Origin of the sequence: Pseudomonas sp. RIT-562, assembly GCF_026241895.1 — a bacterium.
Lineage (GTDB): Bacteria > Pseudomonadota > Gammaproteobacteria > Pseudomonadales > Pseudomonadaceae > Aquipseudomonas > Aquipseudomonas mandelii_F.
Genome location: NZ_JAPJIV010000003.1, coordinates 161,662 through 177,555, shown reverse-complemented (window position 1 = coordinate 177,555; position 15,894 = coordinate 161,662). Strand labels below are relative to the sequence as shown.

11 protein-coding genes and 2 tRNA genes are annotated in these 15,894 nt (G+C 60.0%); 9 read left to right on the top strand and 4 right to left on the bottom strand.

What is annotated here, in order from left to right; genetic code table 11:
* Nucleotides 1–88: 88 nt before the first annotated feature.
* The 7 genes from hfq (at nucleotide 89) to ORL50_RS05675 (ending at nucleotide 8,733) form a co-directional block, all read left to right on the top strand.
* On the top strand, nucleotides 89–349 hold the full coding sequence (hfq, locus tag ORL50_RS05705; protein WP_007902656.1) for an RNA chaperone Hfq: 261 nt from the start codon (nucleotides 89–91) through the stop codon (nucleotides 347–349).
* 12 nt (nucleotides 350–361) lie between these two features.
* Nucleotides 362–1,663, top strand: coding sequence for a ribosome rescue GTPase HflX (gene hflX / locus ORL50_RS05700; protein WP_266010946.1), 1,302 nt, complete (start codon nucleotides 362–364; stop codon nucleotides 1,661–1,663).
* Between the two features lie 96 nt (nucleotides 1,664–1,759).
* Nucleotides 1,760–2,932 carry an FtsH protease activity modulator HflK gene (gene hflK / locus ORL50_RS05695; RefSeq protein WP_122841560.1) on the top strand — a complete coding sequence of 391 codons (1,173 nt, stop codon included), beginning with the start codon at nucleotides 1,760–1,762 and terminating at the stop codon, nucleotides 2,930–2,932.
* Nucleotides 2,932–3,801 carry a protease modulator HflC gene (gene hflC, locus ORL50_RS05690; RefSeq protein ID WP_266010944.1) on the top strand — a complete coding sequence of 290 codons (870 nt, stop codon included), beginning with the start codon at nucleotides 2,932–2,934 and terminating at the stop codon, nucleotides 3,799–3,801. Before hflK ends, hflC begins: the two co-directional genes overlap by 1 nt.
* A gap of 316 nt (nucleotides 3,802–4,117) precedes the next feature.
* Nucleotides 4,118–5,305: an ATP phosphoribosyltransferase regulatory subunit gene (locus ORL50_RS05685; RefSeq protein ID WP_266010942.1), complete on the top strand. Its 1,188-nt coding sequence runs from the start codon at nucleotides 4,118–4,120 to the stop codon at nucleotides 5,303–5,305.
* Between the two features lie 54 nt (nucleotides 5,306–5,359).
* Nucleotides 5,360–6,649, top strand: a complete 1,290-nt coding sequence (locus ORL50_RS05680) for an adenylosuccinate synthase (RefSeq protein WP_266010940.1) — start codon at nucleotides 5,360–5,362, stop codon at nucleotides 6,647–6,649.
* A 149-nt stretch (nucleotides 6,650–6,798) separates the two neighbouring features.
* Nucleotides 6,799–8,733 (top strand): methyl-accepting chemotaxis protein, encoded by a 1,935-nt coding sequence (locus ORL50_RS05675; RefSeq protein WP_266010938.1) that lies wholly within the window; start codon nucleotides 6,799–6,801, stop codon nucleotides 8,731–8,733.
* 122 nt (nucleotides 8,734–8,855) lie between these two features.
* Here ORL50_RS05675 and ORL50_RS05670 read toward each other — a convergent pair whose 3' ends face one another.
* The 4 genes from ORL50_RS05670 to ORL50_RS05655 form a co-directional block, all read right to left on the bottom strand.
* Nucleotides 8,856–10,421 carry an ABC transporter permease gene (locus ORL50_RS05670; RefSeq protein ID WP_266010936.1) on the bottom strand — a complete coding sequence of 522 codons (1,566 nt, stop codon included), beginning with the start codon at nucleotides 10,419–10,421 and terminating at the stop codon, nucleotides 8,856–8,858.
* On the bottom strand, nucleotides 10,421–11,431 hold the full coding sequence (locus tag ORL50_RS05665) for an iron ABC transporter substrate-binding protein (protein ID WP_266010934.1): 1,011 nt from the start codon (nucleotides 11,429–11,431) through the stop codon (nucleotides 10,421–10,423). Before ORL50_RS05665 ends, ORL50_RS05670 begins: the two co-directional genes overlap by 1 nt.
* A gap of 342 nt (nucleotides 11,432–11,773) precedes the next feature.
* Nucleotides 11,774–11,860 (bottom strand) — tRNA-Leu (locus ORL50_RS05660).
* 164 nt (nucleotides 11,861–12,024) lie between these two features.
* Nucleotides 12,025–12,111: transfer RNA gene (locus ORL50_RS05655), tRNA-Leu, on the bottom strand.
* Between the two features lie 224 nt (nucleotides 12,112–12,335).
* Between ORL50_RS05655 and rnr the strand changes: the two genes are divergently transcribed.
* Complete coding sequence (gene rnr / locus ORL50_RS05650) at nucleotides 12,336–14,966, top strand: ribonuclease R (protein ID WP_266010932.1); 2,631 nt, start codon at nucleotides 12,336–12,338, stop codon at nucleotides 14,964–14,966.
* Entirely contained in the window at nucleotides 14,963–15,724 is a 762-nt protein-coding gene (rlmB, locus tag ORL50_RS05645; RefSeq protein WP_266010930.1) for a 23S rRNA (guanosine(2251)-2'-O)-methyltransferase RlmB, read from the top strand. The genes rnr and rlmB overlap by 4 nt, the downstream gene beginning before the upstream one ends.
* The last annotated feature ends 170 nt before the right edge of the window (nucleotides 15,725–15,894 follow it).

Sequence of the window (15,894 nt, the reverse complement as noted above, 5' to 3'; positions counted from 1 at the left end):
GCAATTGCCGTCTATCCTTGGGGGTGTGACGGCCACAAGCCATCTGATTACCTATTTTTTATATTGAATCCTTAAAGGAGTGCGGCACATGTCAAAAGGGCATTCGCTACAAGACCCTTACCTGAATACTTTACGTAAAGAGAAAGTTGGGGTTTCCATCTACCTGGTCAACGGGATCAAACTGCAAGGCACGATCGAGTCTTTCGACCAGTTCGTCATCCTGCTGAAAAACACCGTAAGCCAGATGGTCTACAAACACGCTATCTCTACAGTGGTGCCGGTTCGTCCAATTCGTCTGCCTAGCGCAACCGAATCCGAAGCGGGTGACGCTGAGCCAGGTAACGCCTGATAGGAGTCTCCTTTGTTCTTTGAGCGCCACGGTGGTGGTGAGCGAGTAATCCTCGTTCACTTGGATGGACAGGACCCTGAGGCGCGCGAAGATCCGCAGGAGTTTCAGGAATTGGCTAATTCGGCCGGCGCCGAGACCGTTGCGTTTTTTAACGTGCCGCGTCATCGGCCAACCGCCAAATTCCTTATCGGCAGCGGCAAGGTCGAGGAGCTACGCGACCTGGTCCATGCCGAAGAGGCAGACCTGGTGATCTTCAATCACACGCTAACGCCCAGTCAGGAACGTAACCTCGAACGTGTTTTCGAGTGTCGCGTGATCGACCGCACCGGTCTGATTCTCGATATTTTCGCCCAACGCGCCCGTACCCATGAAGGCAAGCTCCAGGTTGAACTGGCCCAGCTTGACCACATGAGCACCCGCCTGGTTCGTGGCTGGACTCACCTTGAGCGTCAAGGTGGCGGTATCGGCATGCGTGGCCCGGGTGAAACCCAACTCGAAACCGACCGCCGTCTGCTGCGGGTTCGCCTGCGACAAATCAAGGGACGGCTGGAAAAAGTACGCAGCCAGCGCGAACAGTCGCGACGTGGCCGTACCCGCGCGGATATTCCTACCGTGTCCCTGGTGGGCTATACCAACGCCGGCAAATCCACGCTGTTCAATAACGTGACGAAATCCGACGTGTATGCGGCAGACCAGCTGTTTGCCACGCTGGACCCGACCTTGCGCCGTCTGGAACTGGACGACCTGGGGCCGATTGTCCTGGCCGACACTGTGGGTTTCATTCGTCACTTGCCGCACAAGCTGGTCGAGGCATTTCGGTCTACCCTCGAAGAGTCGAGCAACTCCGACCTGCTGTTGCACGTCATCGATGCGGCCGAACCGGATCGCATGTTGCAGATCGAGCAGGTGATGGTGGTACTGGGCGAGATTGGTGCCCAGGACTTGCCGATCCTCGAGGTCTATAACAAACTCGATTTGCTTGAAGGCGTTGAGCCACAAATCCAGCGCGACGAAAACGGCAAGCCTCAACGGGTCTGGCTTTCGGCGCGTGATGGCAGTGGCCTGGAATTGCTTGAGCAAGCCATTGCCGAGTTGTTGGGCAGTGAGTTGTTTATCGGTACCTTGCGCTTGCCGCAACGATTCGCTCGACTGCGTGCGCAGTTCTTCGAACTCGGAGCGGTGCAGAAAGAAGAACACGACGAAGAAGGTGTCAGCTTGCTGGCCGTTCGATTGCCGCGCTCGGAGCTCAATCGGCTGGTCAGCCGTGAAGGCGTTGTGCCGACAGAGTTCATCGAACAACACACTTTGCAATAAAAGCCTGAGAAAGCGGTTGTGCCGTGGTGACAGGCATTCTGTAGCATTGGTCGGCGCGCCGTGGGTGCGTCTTTGCTTTATCAGATGGAGAGCGCTATGGCTTGGAATGAGCCGGGTGGCAACTCGAATAATCAGGATCCTTGGGGTGGCAAGCGCCGCAATAACGGCGACCGCAAGGGACCACCGGATCTCGACGAGGCCTTCCGAAAGCTGCAGGAAAGCCTGAACGGGTTGTTCGGTGGTGGTAAGAAACGTGGTGATGACGGCGGCGGTTCGGGCAAGAGTGGCGGCTTCGGCGGCATTCTTGGTGTCGTTCTCGTCGTGCTGGCGGCCGTTTGGCTGTATAGCGCGGTCTACGTAGTCGACGAGCAGGAGCAAGCCGTGGTGCTGCGCTTCGGCAAGTATTACGAAACCGTCGGCCCGGGTCTGAATATCTATTTCCCGCCGATCGATCGCAAGTACCTGGAAAACGTCACGCGCGAGCGTGCCTACACCAAGCAGGGTCAAATGCTGACTGAAGACGAGAACATCGTCGAAGTGCCGCTGACCGTGCAGTACAAGATCAGCAACCTGCAGGACTTCGTGCTGAGCGTCGATCAGCCTGAAATCAGCCTGCAGCACGCGACTGAAAGTGCCCTGCGCCATGTGGTGGGTTCCACCGCGATGGACCAGGTGCTGACTGAAGGTCGTGAATTGATGGCCAGCGAGATCAAGGAGCGTCTGCAACGCTTCATGGATACCTATCGCACCGGTATCACTGTCACCCAGGTCAACGTACAAAGCGCAGCGGCACCGCGTGAAGTGCAGGAAGCCTTCGATGACGTGATCCGTGCCCGTGAAGACGAGCAGCGTTCGCGCAACCAGGCTGAAACCTACGCCAACGGCGTCGTGCCGGAAGCCCGTGGTCAGGCCCAGCGCATCCTTGAAGATGCCAATGGCTACCGTGACGAAACCGTCTCGCGCGCCAAGGGTGAGGCCGATCGCTTCACCAAACTGGTCAGCGAGTACCGCAAGGCTCCTGAAGTTACCCGCGAGCGTCTGTACCTGGACACCATGCAGGAAGTCTTCAGCAACACCAGCAAGGTCCTCGTGACCGGCAACAAGAATGGCCAGAGCAATCTGCTCTACTTGCCGCTGGACAAGATGATTGACAGTGGTCGCAGTACCAGCGCTCCGGTGACTGGCGCAGCAGCCACCAGCAATGAAGCGAATGCGCGTGCCGCAGCTGACCTGCAGCAACAGCAGGCACGTACCAGGGAGAGTCGCTGATGAGCAATAAATCGCTGATCGCCCTTATTGTCGTGGTCGTCGTGGCGATCGCTGCCTGGAACTGCTTCTACATCGTGGCTCAGACCGAGCGTGCGGTGTTGCTGCAGTTCGGTCGCGTGGTCCAGGCTGATGTTCAGCCGGGCCTGCATGTGAAAGTGCCTTATGTTAACCAGGTGCGCAAATTCGATGCTCGCCTGATGACACTGGATGCACCGACACAACGCTTCCTCACGCTGGAAAAGAAAGCCGTCATGGTTGATGCCTACGCCAAGTGGCGCGTGAAAGATGCCGAGCGCTTCTACACCGCAACTTCCGGCCTCAAGCAGATCGCTGACGAACGTCTTTCCCGTCGACTGGAATCGGGCCTGCGTGACCAGTTCGGTAAGCGCACCTTGCACGAGGTTGTCTCGGGTGAGCGTGATGCGTTGATGTCTGACATCACCGCTTCGCTGAACAAGATGGCCGAGAAAGAGCTGGGCATCGAAGTCGTCGATGTTCGGGTCAAGGCCATTGACCTGCCGAAGGAAGTTAACCGCAGCGTGTTCGAGCGCATGAGTTCGGAGCGTGAGCGTGAAGCTCGCGAGCACCGCGCCAAAGGTAACGAGCTGGCTGAAGGCATTCGTGCAGACGCCGATCGTCAGCGCCGCGTGTTGCTGGCTGAAGCCTATCGTGAATCTGAAGAGGTTCGCGGTGATGGTGACGCCCAGGCGGCAGCGATCTACGCCAAGGCCTACGGCCAGGATCAGGAGTTCTACGGTTTCTACCGTAGCCTGCGCGCGTACCGTGAAAGCTTCGCGAACAAATCCGACGTCATGGTCCTCGACCCAAGCAGCGACTTCTTCCGTTACCTGGAAAAAGCCAAGCCTTGATACGGCGTTGACCTGAATCATCCCCCGCCTGGCGGCTAAAACCTCGGGCGGGGTGATCCTTTCGGAAAACGTGTGTATGATGCGGCAGCCGGGAAATTCCCGGCTTTTTTGCGTCTGCACGTTTGATTGCGGTTTTTATGCAGGCACTCGAGTTGAACAACTCGACAGGTTTTTCGAGGGAAATGGCAGGCGAAGCCGATTGCAGGCTTTTCGCCCTGTTGTCCATGCGCGCTGGTTTGCGCATGGGCCGGCCATTTTCTGCTTCACTCAAGGCTCGCCCAACGGCTGGCCGCCCGGATCATAGGGGAATGGCGTAATGGCAACGGTAGACCGCTGGCTGCTGCCAGATGGCATCGAAGAAGTACTGCCACCGGAGGCAGCGCGCATTGAAGTAGCGCGCCGCCAGGTGTTGGATCTGTTCCAGAGCTGGGGTTACGAGTTTGTCGTGACTCCCCATATCGAGTACCTGGAATCCCTGCTGACCGGCGCGGGCCAGGACCTCGATCTGCGTACCTTCAAGGTCATCGACCCGCAGTCGGGCCGGCAGATGGGCTTTCGTGCCGACATCACGCCGCAGGTGGCGCGCATCGATGCGCACACCCTGCGTCGCGAAGGCCCGAGCCGCCTGTGTTATGCCGGCAGCGTCCTGCATGCGCAGCCGCGCGCCTTGTCGTCCTCACGCAGCCCGATCCAGCTGGGCGCCGAGCTGTATGGCGACGGCAGTCCGAGCAGCGACGTGGAAGTCATCAGCCTGATGCTGGCCATGCTGCAACTGGCCGATGTGCCGGATGTGCACATGGACCTCGGGCATGTCGGCATCTACCGTGGCCTGGCGCGCGCCGCCGGTTTGTCCGGTGAAGTCGAGCAGCAGTTGTTCGATGCGCTGCAGCGCAAGGCCATCGACGAGGTCATTACCTTGACCGAAGGTTTGCCTGCCGATTTGTCGGGCCTGCTGCGGGCACTGGTTGACCTGTGCGGCGGCCGTGAAGTGCTGGAAGCTGCTCGTGAGCGCCTGGCCCATGCGCCGGCGCCAGTACTGGCGGCGCTGGATGATCTGCTGGCAATCGCCGAGCGGCTGTCCGTGCGCTTCCCGGATTTGCCGCTGTACTTCGACCTGGGCGAGTTGCGCGGTTACCACTACCACACTGGTGTGGTGTTCGCCGTGTTCGTTCCGGGTGTTGGTCAGTCCATCGCCCAGGGCGGCCGTTATGACGATATCGGTGCTGACTTTGGTCGCGCTCGTCCGGCTACCGGCTTCTCTACCGATTTGAAAACCCTGGTGACCCTGGGGCGTGCTGAGATCGAGCTACCGTCTGGCGGTATCTGGATGCCTGACAGTACGGATGCGGCACTCTGGCAGCAGGTTTGCCAGTTGCGCAGTGAGGGTCAGCGTGTCGTTCAGGCCTTGCCTGGACAACCTTTGGCCGCCGCCCGTGAAGCGGACTGCGACCGGCAATTGATTCAGCAGAACGGGCTGTGGCAAGTATCGCCACTGGCTTCTTGAGTTTTCCTGTCGGCCCGTGGCCGGCACCAAGTTTGCGCGAAGAGGACAAGTGTTATGGGTAAGAATGTCGTAGTCCTGGGCACCCAATGGGGTGATGAGGGCAAAGGCAAGATCGTTGATCTGCTGACCGAACATGCTGCCGCCGTAGTGCGCTACCAAGGTGGCCACAACGCGGGCCACACGCTGGTGATCGACGGCGAAAAAACCGTCTTGCACCTGATCCCGTCGGGCGTGCTGCGCGAAGGCGTGCAGTGCCTGATCGGCAACGGTGTGGTAGTTGCACCGGACGCCCTGCTGCGTGAGATCACCAAGCTGGAAGAGAAGGGCGTGCCGGTGCGCGAGCGCCTGCGCATCAGCCCCTCCTGCCCGCTGATCCTGTCCTTCCACGTAGCGCTGGACCAGGCCCGTGAAAAGGCCCGTGGCGAGCTGAAGATCGGTACCACCGGTCGCGGCATCGGCCCGGCGTACGAAGACAAGGTCGCGCGTCGCGGCCTGCGGGTGGGCGACCTGCTCAACATGCCGCGCTTTGAAGACAAACTGCGTGAACTGGTGGATTACCACAACTTCATGCTGGTGGGTTACTACAAAGAGCCAGCCATCGAATTCGACAAGACCCTGGCCGAGTGCAAGGAATACGCCGAGCTGCTCAAGCCGCTGATGCTGGACGTGACTGCCGAGCTGCACGACCTGCGTCGCGCTGGTAAAGACATCATGTTCGAAGGCGCCCAAGGTTCGCTGCTCGACATCGACCACGGCACCTACCCGTACGTGACCAGCTCCAACACCACGGCTGGTGGCGTTGCGACCGGTTCGGGTGTTGGCCCGATGTTCCTGGACTACATCCTGGGCATCACCAAGGCTTACACCACACGTGTTGGTTCGGGTCCTTTCCCGACTGAGCTGTTCGACGAAGTCGGTGCGCACCTGGCCAAGCAAGGCCACGAGTTCGGCGCGACCACCGGCCGTGCCCGCCGTTGTGGCTGGTTCGACGCCGTTATCCTGCGTCGTGCTATCGATGTGAACAGCATCTCGGGCATCTGCCTGACCAAGCTGGACGTACTCGACGGCCTGGAAACCATCAATATCTGCATCGGCTACCAGGATGCAGAAGGCAAGGACGTTGCTCCGACTGACGCCGACAGCTACGTAGGCCTGGTGCCTGTGTACGAAGAAGTGCCGGGCTGGACCGAATCGACCGTGGGTGCCAAAACCCTGGAAGAGCTGCCAGCTAACGCCCGTGCCTACATCAAGCGTGTCGAAGAACTGATCGGTGCGCCGATCGACATTATTTCGACAGGTCCGGACCGCAACGAAACCATCGTTCTGCGTCACCCGTTCGCTTAATAAGCTGTTGATGTAAAAGACAAGGGCCCCTCAATTGGGGCCTTTGTCGTTTCTGCCTGTGCGGCGGCATGACCTTTGCTGTGATCTTCATTAAGTGCATCTTTTGTGGGGTGCCATCAATTTAATGGCGTCAAGCAGAGGGATTCCTAGTGTCGGCCGTTCTCTCATTGTTACAAAGCCGTTTGTTGCGGCCCGTGTTCGTTACCCTTGGTATCGCCCTTTTGGTGCAAGTGTTAGTGGCAGTCGCCCTGACACGGAGCACGGTGACTGCGCTGGAAGCCGATTTGGCTGTGCGCCTGGGCGCTGACAGTCAGAAGTTGTCCGGCGAGCTTGAGCAAGCCGGACGCGAAGTCACGTCAAGTCTCGACAGCCTTTCCACCAGTACGCGGCAACGCCTCACGGCGGGTTTGTCCTCGAAACTGGAAGAGGAACAGGCGCAATTGCGCGCGACCCTGGAAAAGGATCTCAAGGACTCCGCCAACGATATGGCGCAACTGCTCGCCTCGGTGGCGCCTCGTGCGATGTGGGACAGCGACGTCCCGACGCTTTCCGAATTCGCCCGCCGGGCGCAGCGCAATCCCAATGTGTTGTTCGTGGTCTACGACGACGCCACCGGGCAGCACCTCACGCGTTATCTGAACCGCGAGAACCCGATCAACAAGGCCCTGTTGGAAAAAGGCCAGGGCGAGCGGGCGCTGGACAAGGTGCTGGACGCGGCGAAGAACGATCCATCGGTTTATTACCTCGAAGCTTCGATCAATCCGAACGGGGTGGAAATCGGCAAGGTTCTGATGGGCGTCTCGACCGCTTCGGTCGAAACCGATCTGGCGGCCCTCGACAAGCGCTTCTCGGCATTAATCGCCAGCAGTGATCAACTGGTCGGCGACAGCCTCAAGGGCGCCGCCGCAGACAGCGCCACGGCCATGCGTGCACGCCTGCAGTCGGCGCAATCGACAGCATCAGACATGAAAGCCAACACCGCAGCCACGGTGCAGGAAGCTGCGGGCACTTTGCGCTGGCGCATAGGCATGAGCCTGGCGGTGGTCGGCTTTGGTGTGCTGCTGTTACTGGCGGTGGTGCTCGGTCGTCGTGTCGTCAATCGCCTGAAGTTGCTGATTGCCGCCATGGACGACCTGGCAGCGGGTGAGGGCGACCTGACCAAGCGTGTGCAAATCAACAGCAAGGACGAGATTGGCGACATGGCCTCGGCGGTGAACCGCTTTGTCGACAAGTTGCAACCCATTGTGCGCGAAGCCGGGGATGTGGCTCAGCGCACCGGCGTGGAAATCGGCGCGATGACCTTGCGCAATGCCGGGGCTGATGCTGCGGCAGGAATGCAGCGCGATGAGGTGGCCGAGAGCCTGCGGGCGCTTTCGCAAATGGCGGATGAGGCGCAGTCGGAAAGCCACGCCATGCAGGCCGCCTTGCAGCAGGTGGTGGACATTCGTTCGGCTACCGATGAAAACACCCGGACTTCGGCAAAAGTCGGCAGTCTGATCGAGGCGCTGGCCGGGCAGGTGGACACTGGGGCCAAGGTCATCGAGCGCCTGGCGCTACAGAGCGAACAGATTGAAGTGGTGTTGACGGTCATCCACGGGATTGCCGAGCAAACCAACCTGCTGGCGCTCAATGCGGCGATTGAGGCGGCGCGTGCCGGGGAAACCGGTCGCGGCTTTGCGGTGGTGGCCGATGAAGTACGGGCGTTGGCCAGCAAGACCCAGAGCTCAACCGGTGATATCCAGGCGCATATTGTCGCCCTGCAGCAAGGTGCGCGCGAGGCAGTAGCTGCCATTGGCCAGGCGGGGCGTCAGGCCAGTGAAGGCTTGCTGGTGCTGCGCGACAGTGCGCGGTTGCAGCAGTCGGTGCAGGCGTCGGTCGAGCAGGTTCATGCCGCGATTGGTCTTGCAACGCAAGCAGCGGCGCATCAAGCCCAGGGCGCGCAGGCGGTGCGGGGTCGTGTCGAGACCATTCATGCCCAGGCCGAGAAAGCGGCTCAGGCGGTGGTGGAAACTACGGCCAGCGGCAAGGTACTGGATGGGTTGGCGGCGCAGTTGAAGGCTAGCCTGGGGCAGTTCCGGGCTTAGGATTTGTGTTGGCAGGGCTGGCCTCATCGCGAGCAGGCTCACTCCTACAGGGTCGTGGGCGGACACAAAATTGTGGACGCCTCAAATCCAGCGTAGGAGTGAGCCTGCTCGCGATAGCTATCTCAGCGGCTCAGATACATCCGGGTAGTTAACAAATACACCGGCAACCCCGACACCAAAATGAGCAACGCCGCATAAGGCGCCGCCGCCGCAAACTCGACATTCGCGGTGTGCGCCCACACTTCAGTTGCCAACGTATTCAGCCCGGTCGGGCTCAGCAGCAACGTCGCCGTCAGTTCCTTCATCGCATCCAGGAACACCAGCGCAAACGCCGCTCCCAGTGCCGGGAAAATGATCGGCAGGGTCACTCGACAAAACGCACTGAAGGACGATGCACCGAGCGTGCGAGCCGCCTCTTCCAGCTGCGGCGCTGCCTTGTTCAAGGCTGTACGAATCGGCGCCTGGGCCAGCGGCAGAAACAGCAGCGCATAGGCGATCAGCAGCAACGCCGAGGTCTGGTACAGCACCGGCACATAATGCAGGGCGAAATACACCAGGGTCAGCGCGATGACCAGGCCTGGCAGCGCATGCAGCAGGTAGGGCAAGCGCTCAGCCCAGATCGCCAGTTGGCCTTTATAGCGCACCACCAGCAGTCCCACTGGCACTGCCAGCACCAGACACAACGCCGCGCCGCCCAGCGACAGCGCGAGCGAGGACAACAACGCCTCGCTAATCGCCGCCACCGGGAACGCCGCCGACGAGCCCACCGCCAGCCAGTAAGCCAGCATCCCCAGCGGAATGCCGCTGCCAATGATTGCCAACGCCAGGCAGTACGCTTGTCCCACGACAGCCCACGGCCCCAGGCGAACCTGCCCGGCCTGTCGTGCCGCGCCCTGGCCAGTGCGCACGTGTCGCCCCTTGCCGCGCACTTTCAGTTCCAGCCAGAGCAGCATCAGGCACAATGCCAGCAGCACTGCCGAGAGCATCGCCGCGTTGGCGTTGCTGAACTCGAGCTCGAACTGCTGATAGATCGCCGTAGTGAAGGTCTGCAGGCCGATGATCGACAGTGCGCCGAACTCCACCAGCATGTGCAGGGCAATCAGCAAGGAGCCAGCGAGCAATGACGGCCACAGTAACGGAAGCGTGACCCGGAAAAACACGCCCCAGCGATTCTGCCCCAAGGTCCGGGCCGACTCTTCCAGGGAGGGGTCCAGATTGCGCAGGGTGGCCGCCACCGGCAGGAAAATCAGCGGGTATTTGGACAGCGTCATCACCAGGATTGCCCCGCCCAGGCCTTCGAAGCTTGCGCTCAAGGACACCCAGGTGAAACTGCTGACGAACGCGGGCACCGCAAATGGCAGGCATAGAATCACCCCCCATAGGCGTCGCCCTGGCAGGTTGCTACGCTCCAGCAGCCAGGCCAACGACAAGCCGATCACGCCACAGGCGACTGTCACGCCGACCATCAGCGCCAGGGTATTGCGCAGCAGCCCGAATACATAAGGCCGCCACAGCAGATGCAGTGCCTCGGCCCAACCGGCCTGCCAGGTCTTCAGGCCGACGTAAACCAACGGCAAAAGGCTCAGGACAACCAGCAGCAATACTGGCAGCAATAGCCAGATGGACGGGCGTTTGCGCCGTGGTACGTAACCCCCGCGCGAGGCGGGGGCGGATAACGATGCGCTCATCAGTTCAAGCCAACGTCGCGTTCCAGGTCCAGTGCTTCTTCGGCATTGCCGAGGTCAGCGGGGGTGACTTTCGGCGCTTCCAGCTCGCTGAAGGGCTTCAGGCCGCGGTCCGATTGCATGCCTTTGTGCAGCGGGTACTCGGCGGTGGTCTGGGTGATCACGCGCTGCCCTTCTTCACTGGCCATGTAGGCGAGCAGTTGCTGGGCTTCCTTGGGATGTTTGCTGGATTTCAACACGGCCGCGCTGGATACGGTGATCAGCCCGCCGACGTCGCCGCCGGTGAAGTAGTGCAATTTGGAATCGAGCTGGCCTTTTTCGCGCTGCAGGGCAAACCAGTAGTAGTTGTTCACCAGTACGGTGGCGACTTCGCCGTTTTCAACGGCTTTGAGGGCGACCATGTTGTTGCTGTAGGTCTTGCCGAATGCGCGCAGGCCGGTCAGCCATTCTTCGGCGGCGTCCATGCCATGCACTTTGATGATAGCCACGGCCTGTTCCTGGAACGCGCCGCTGGTGGGCACGAAGCCGACCTTGCCTTGCCATTTCGGGTCGGAGAATTCCATCACCGACTTGGGCAGGTCTTTTTCGTCGATCAGCTTGGGATTGTAGGCAACTACGCGAACCCGGGCGGTGATGCCGATCCAGGTGCCGTCCGCAGCGACATAGTCCTTGGGCAACACGGCCAGGGTCGCGGCATCAGTTGGCGCGAGCACGCCCTGTTGTCCAAGTTTGTTCAGCGGAGGCGATTCTTCGGTGTAGATCACGTCAGCAGGGGAGCGCTCGCCTTCTTCGACGACCTGGCTGGCAAGCTGGTTGCTGCTGCCTTTGCGGACGTTGACGTGAATGCCGGTCTTGGCTTCGAAGGCCTTGGCGACGGCGTCGCCGACTTCCTTGTGTTGACCGTTATAGAGTGTCAGGGAAACTGGATCAGCAGCCTGGGTGAGGGGAGTGGCGATTGCCAGGCCGAGCAGGGTGATGGTCAGGCCGCGGCGCAGGGTATTTCGAAACATCATTCGCAGGGTTCCTCACTGTCGCATTGCAAAAACTTGAAACAATGATAAACGATATTGTTTCTCAAGTGCGCATGGTGCTGCTCCAAACGGCTTGCGCGGCCTGTAGCAGCTGGCGAAGCCTGCGTTCGGCTGCGAAGCAGTCGTGAAATCAGCCGAAGCGGTGTGCCAGGAAGGGTGTGCTCTCAGGGATTGCGACTGCTTCGCAGCCGAACGCAGGCTTCGCCAGCTGCTACAGGGAGTGAGCGCGCCGGGAGTCTTTGATAGATTTTTGAAAGCCAGAAACGCAAAAACCCGCTTTCGCGGGTTTTTGTGAAACTCAAGGCCGAAACCTTGAGTTTGAATTGGTGCCCAGAAGAAGACTCGAACTTCCACGACCTTGCGGTCACCAGCACCTGAAGCTGGCGTGTCTACCAATTTCACCATCTGGGCATAATCTTCAGCGTTGCCGCTGTTGATGTGGCGCACTATACGGAGAGCTTTTGATCTGTAAACCCCTGATTTAATTTTAATAAATCAAAAGCTTATAATGCAAAAACCCGCTTTCGCGGGTTTTTGTGCAAGCCTTGAAATTGATCTAATCTCAAGCTCGAAATTGGTGCCCAGAAGAAGACTCGAACTTCCACGACCTTGCGGTCACCAGCACCTGAAGCTGGCGTGTCTACCAATTTCACCATCTGGGCAGTATCGGCAACGTCTCCGTCGTCGATGGCGCGCACTATACGGAGCGTCTTTTTAACTGTAAACCCCTGGGATCAAAAAAACCTGGAAAATTTTACCAGCGGCATTTAAATCAGCGTTCAGGTGTCGATAAAGGGCTTTAGGTGGGCTGTCGCAGCCTGAAATTTCCCGTTTCATTACGCCTATGCCAAACTAACCCGCATATAGACAAGGTGAAAACTCTCTAATGGCCGATTGGCAGTCCCTCGATCCCGAGGCCGCTCGTGAAGCGGAAAAATACGATAACCCTATTCCTAGCCGCGAACTGATCCTTCAGCATCTTGCTGATCGGGGTTCGCCTGCTAACCGCGAGCAACTGGTCGAAGAGTTTGGTCTGACCACAGAAGACCAGATCGAAGCCCTGCGCCGCCGCCTGCGCGCCATGGAGCGCGACGCTCAACTCATCTATACCCGTCGTGGCACTTATGCGCCGGTGGACAAGCTCGACTTGATCCTCGGTCGCATCAGCGGTCACCGGGACGGCTTCGGCTTCCTGGTGCCGGACGACGGTAGCGACGACCTGTTCATGAGCCCGGCGCAAATGCGCCTGGTGTTCGACGGTGACCGTGCCCTGGCCCGTGTCTCCGGCCTGGACCGTCGTGGTCGCCGCGAGGGCATGATCGTCGAAGTGGTGTCCCGTGCCCACGAGACCATCGTTGGCCGTTACTTCGAAGAAGGCGGTATCGGCTTCGTAGTTGCCGACAACCCGAAGATCCAGCAGGAAGTGCTGGTCACGCCAGGCCGTAATGCCAACGCCAAGATCGGTCAATTCGTTGAGGTGAAGATCACTCACTGGCCGACTCCGCGCTTCCAGCCGCAAGGCGACGTGGTCGAGGTCGTGGGCAACTACATGGCGCCGGGCATGGAAATCGATGTTGCCCTGCGCGCGTACGATATCCCGCACGTCTGGCCTGAAGCGGTGTTGAAAGAAGCCGCCAAGCTCAAGCCTGAAGTGGAAGAGAAAGACAAAGAGAAGCGCATCGACCTGCGTCATCTGCCTTTCGTCACCATTGACGGTGAAGACGCGCGCGACTTCGATGATGCCGTTTACTGTGAAGCCAAGCCGGGCAAGCTGCGCCTGTTCTCCGGCGGCTGGAAGTTGTACGTGGCGATTGCCGACGTCTCCAGCTACGTGAAAATCGGCTCGGCCCTGGACAACGAATCCCAGGTTCGTGGCAACTCGGTGTACTTCCCCGAGCGCGTGATCCCGATGCTGCCGGAGCAGCTGTCCAACGGCCTGTGCTCGCTGAATCCACACGTCGATCGCCTGGCCATGGTTTGCGAGATGACCATCTCCAAATCCGGCGAGATGACTGACTACTGCTTCTACGAAGCGGTGATCCACTCCCATGCCCGCCTGACCTACAACAAGGTCAGCGCGATGCTGGAAACGCCGAAACTCACCGAGGCGCGCCAGCTTCGCGGCGAGTACAACGACGTCCTGCCGCACCTCAAGCAGCTTTACGCGCTGTACAAGGTGTTGCTGGGCGCGCGTCATGTGCGTGGTGCGATCGATTTCGAAACTCAGGAAACCCGGATCATCTTCGGCACCGAGCGCAAGATTGCGGAAATCCGTCCGACGGTTCGCAATGATGCGCACAAGCTGATCGAGGAATGCATGCTGGCCGCCAACGTGGCCACCGCAGAATTCCTCAAGAAACACGAAATCCCGGCTCTGTATCGCGTTCACAACGGTCCGCCACCGGAGCGTCTGGAAAAACTGCGCGCGTTTCTCGGTGAGCTCGGCCTGTCCCTGCACAAAGGCAAGGACGGCCCGTCGCCGAAGGATTACCAGGCATTGCTGGCGAGCATCAAGGACCGTCCGGATTTCCACCTGATCCAGACCGTCATGCTGCGTTCGTTGAGTCAGGCGGTGTATAGCGCCGATAACCAGGGCCACTTCGGCCTGAATTACGAAGCCTATACCCACTTCACCTCGCCGATCCGCCGCTACCCCGACCTGCTCACGCACCGGGCGATCCGCAGCGTGATCCATTCGAAACAGGACACGCCACACGTTCGCCGTGCCGGCGCGATGACCATTCCGAAAGCGCGGATCTATCCGTACGACGAAGCGGCCCTGGAGCAACTCGGCGAGCAGTGCTCGATGAGCGAGCGCCGTGCCGACGAAGCGACCCGCGACGTAGTGAACTGGCTCAAGTGCGAGTTCATGAAAGATCGCGTGGGCGAATCGTTCCCGGGTGTGATCACTGCGGTGACCGGTTTTGGTCTGTTCGTCGAGCTGACCGATATCTACGTCGAAGGCCTGGTGCACGTCACTGCGCTGCCGGGGGATTACTACCACTTCGATCCTGTGCACCACCGCCTCGCCGGCGAGCGCACCGGTCGCAGCTTCCGTCTGGGCGATACCGTTGAAGTGCGCGTCATGCGCGTTGATCTCGACGAACGCAAGATCGACTTCGAGATGGCTGAAAAAACCATCAGCGCGCCGATCGGTCGCAAGAAGCGCGGGAATGAGAAAACCGAACCAGCCAGCAAATCTGCGGCTAAAACCGCGGCAGAGCCGGCACCGGCGAAAACCGGTCGTCGCCCTGCGAAGGAAAAGGCTGTCGAAGCCTATCGCCCGAGCGATGCAGCGGCGAAAAATGCCGAGCTGCGCAAGAGCCGTGAATTGAAGCAGGCATTGCTGTCTGAAGCGAAAAGCGGCGGTAAAGCGGCGTCTGGGGGAAAGACCGGACGGTCGGCGCCTGACAAGGCTCCCGGCAGCAAACCGAGCAAGCACCGTAAAGGCCCGCCAAAAGCGGGCTCGGCCCCAGCCAAAAGCGGCGGGGCGCGTAAACCTAAGGCCAAGTCATGAGTCAGTTGGAAAAAATCTACGGCGTGCATGCCGTAGAAGCGTTGCTTCGTCACCACCCGAAACGCGTCAAGCAAATCTGGTTGGCTGAAGGTCGCAATGATCCGCGCGTACAAACGCTGATCGAGCTCGCTGCGGAAAATCGCGTGGCGGTCGGCAATGCCGAGCGTCGTGAGCTGGATGCCTGGGTCGAAGGCGTGCACCAGGGCGTGGTGGCGGACGTCAGTCCGAGCCAGGTCTGGGGCGAGGCGATGCTCGACGAGCTGCTGGATCGCACCGACGGCGCACCGCTGCTGCTGGTGCTGGACGGCGTGACCGACCCGCACAACCTCGGCGCCTGCCTGCGTTCGGCTGATGCGGCCGGCGCGCTGGCGGTGATTGTGCCCAAGGACAAGTCGGCTACCCTGACCCCGACTGTGCGCAAGGTCGCCTGCGGTGCAGCGGAAGTGATTCCACTGGTAGCAGTGACCAACCTCGCGCGCACGCTTGAAAAACTCAAGCAGCGCGGCTTGTGGGTGGTCGGCACGGCGGGCGAGGCTGAACAGAGTCTGTATCAGCACGACATGACCGGTCCGACCATCCTGATCATGGGTGCGGAAGGCAGCGGCATGCGTCGCCTGACTCGTGACCTCTGCGACTATCTGGTGCACCTGCCGATGGCTGGCAGCGTCAGCAGTCTCAACGTGTCCGTGGCGACGGGCGTATGCCTATTCGAAGCCCAGCGCCAGCGTAGCGTCAAGGCCACCACCAAAAAGTCCTGACACTACGCAGGACTCGCAGGCCCCGTGGGACCCCGTAGGAGCTGTCGAGTGAAACGAGGCTGCGATCTTTTGATGTTGTTTTTTAAAAGCAAGATCAAAAGATCGCAGCCTCGTTTCGCTCGACAGCTCCTACAGGTTCCTAAGGTGTTCGGAATTGAGTCCAGGTGATT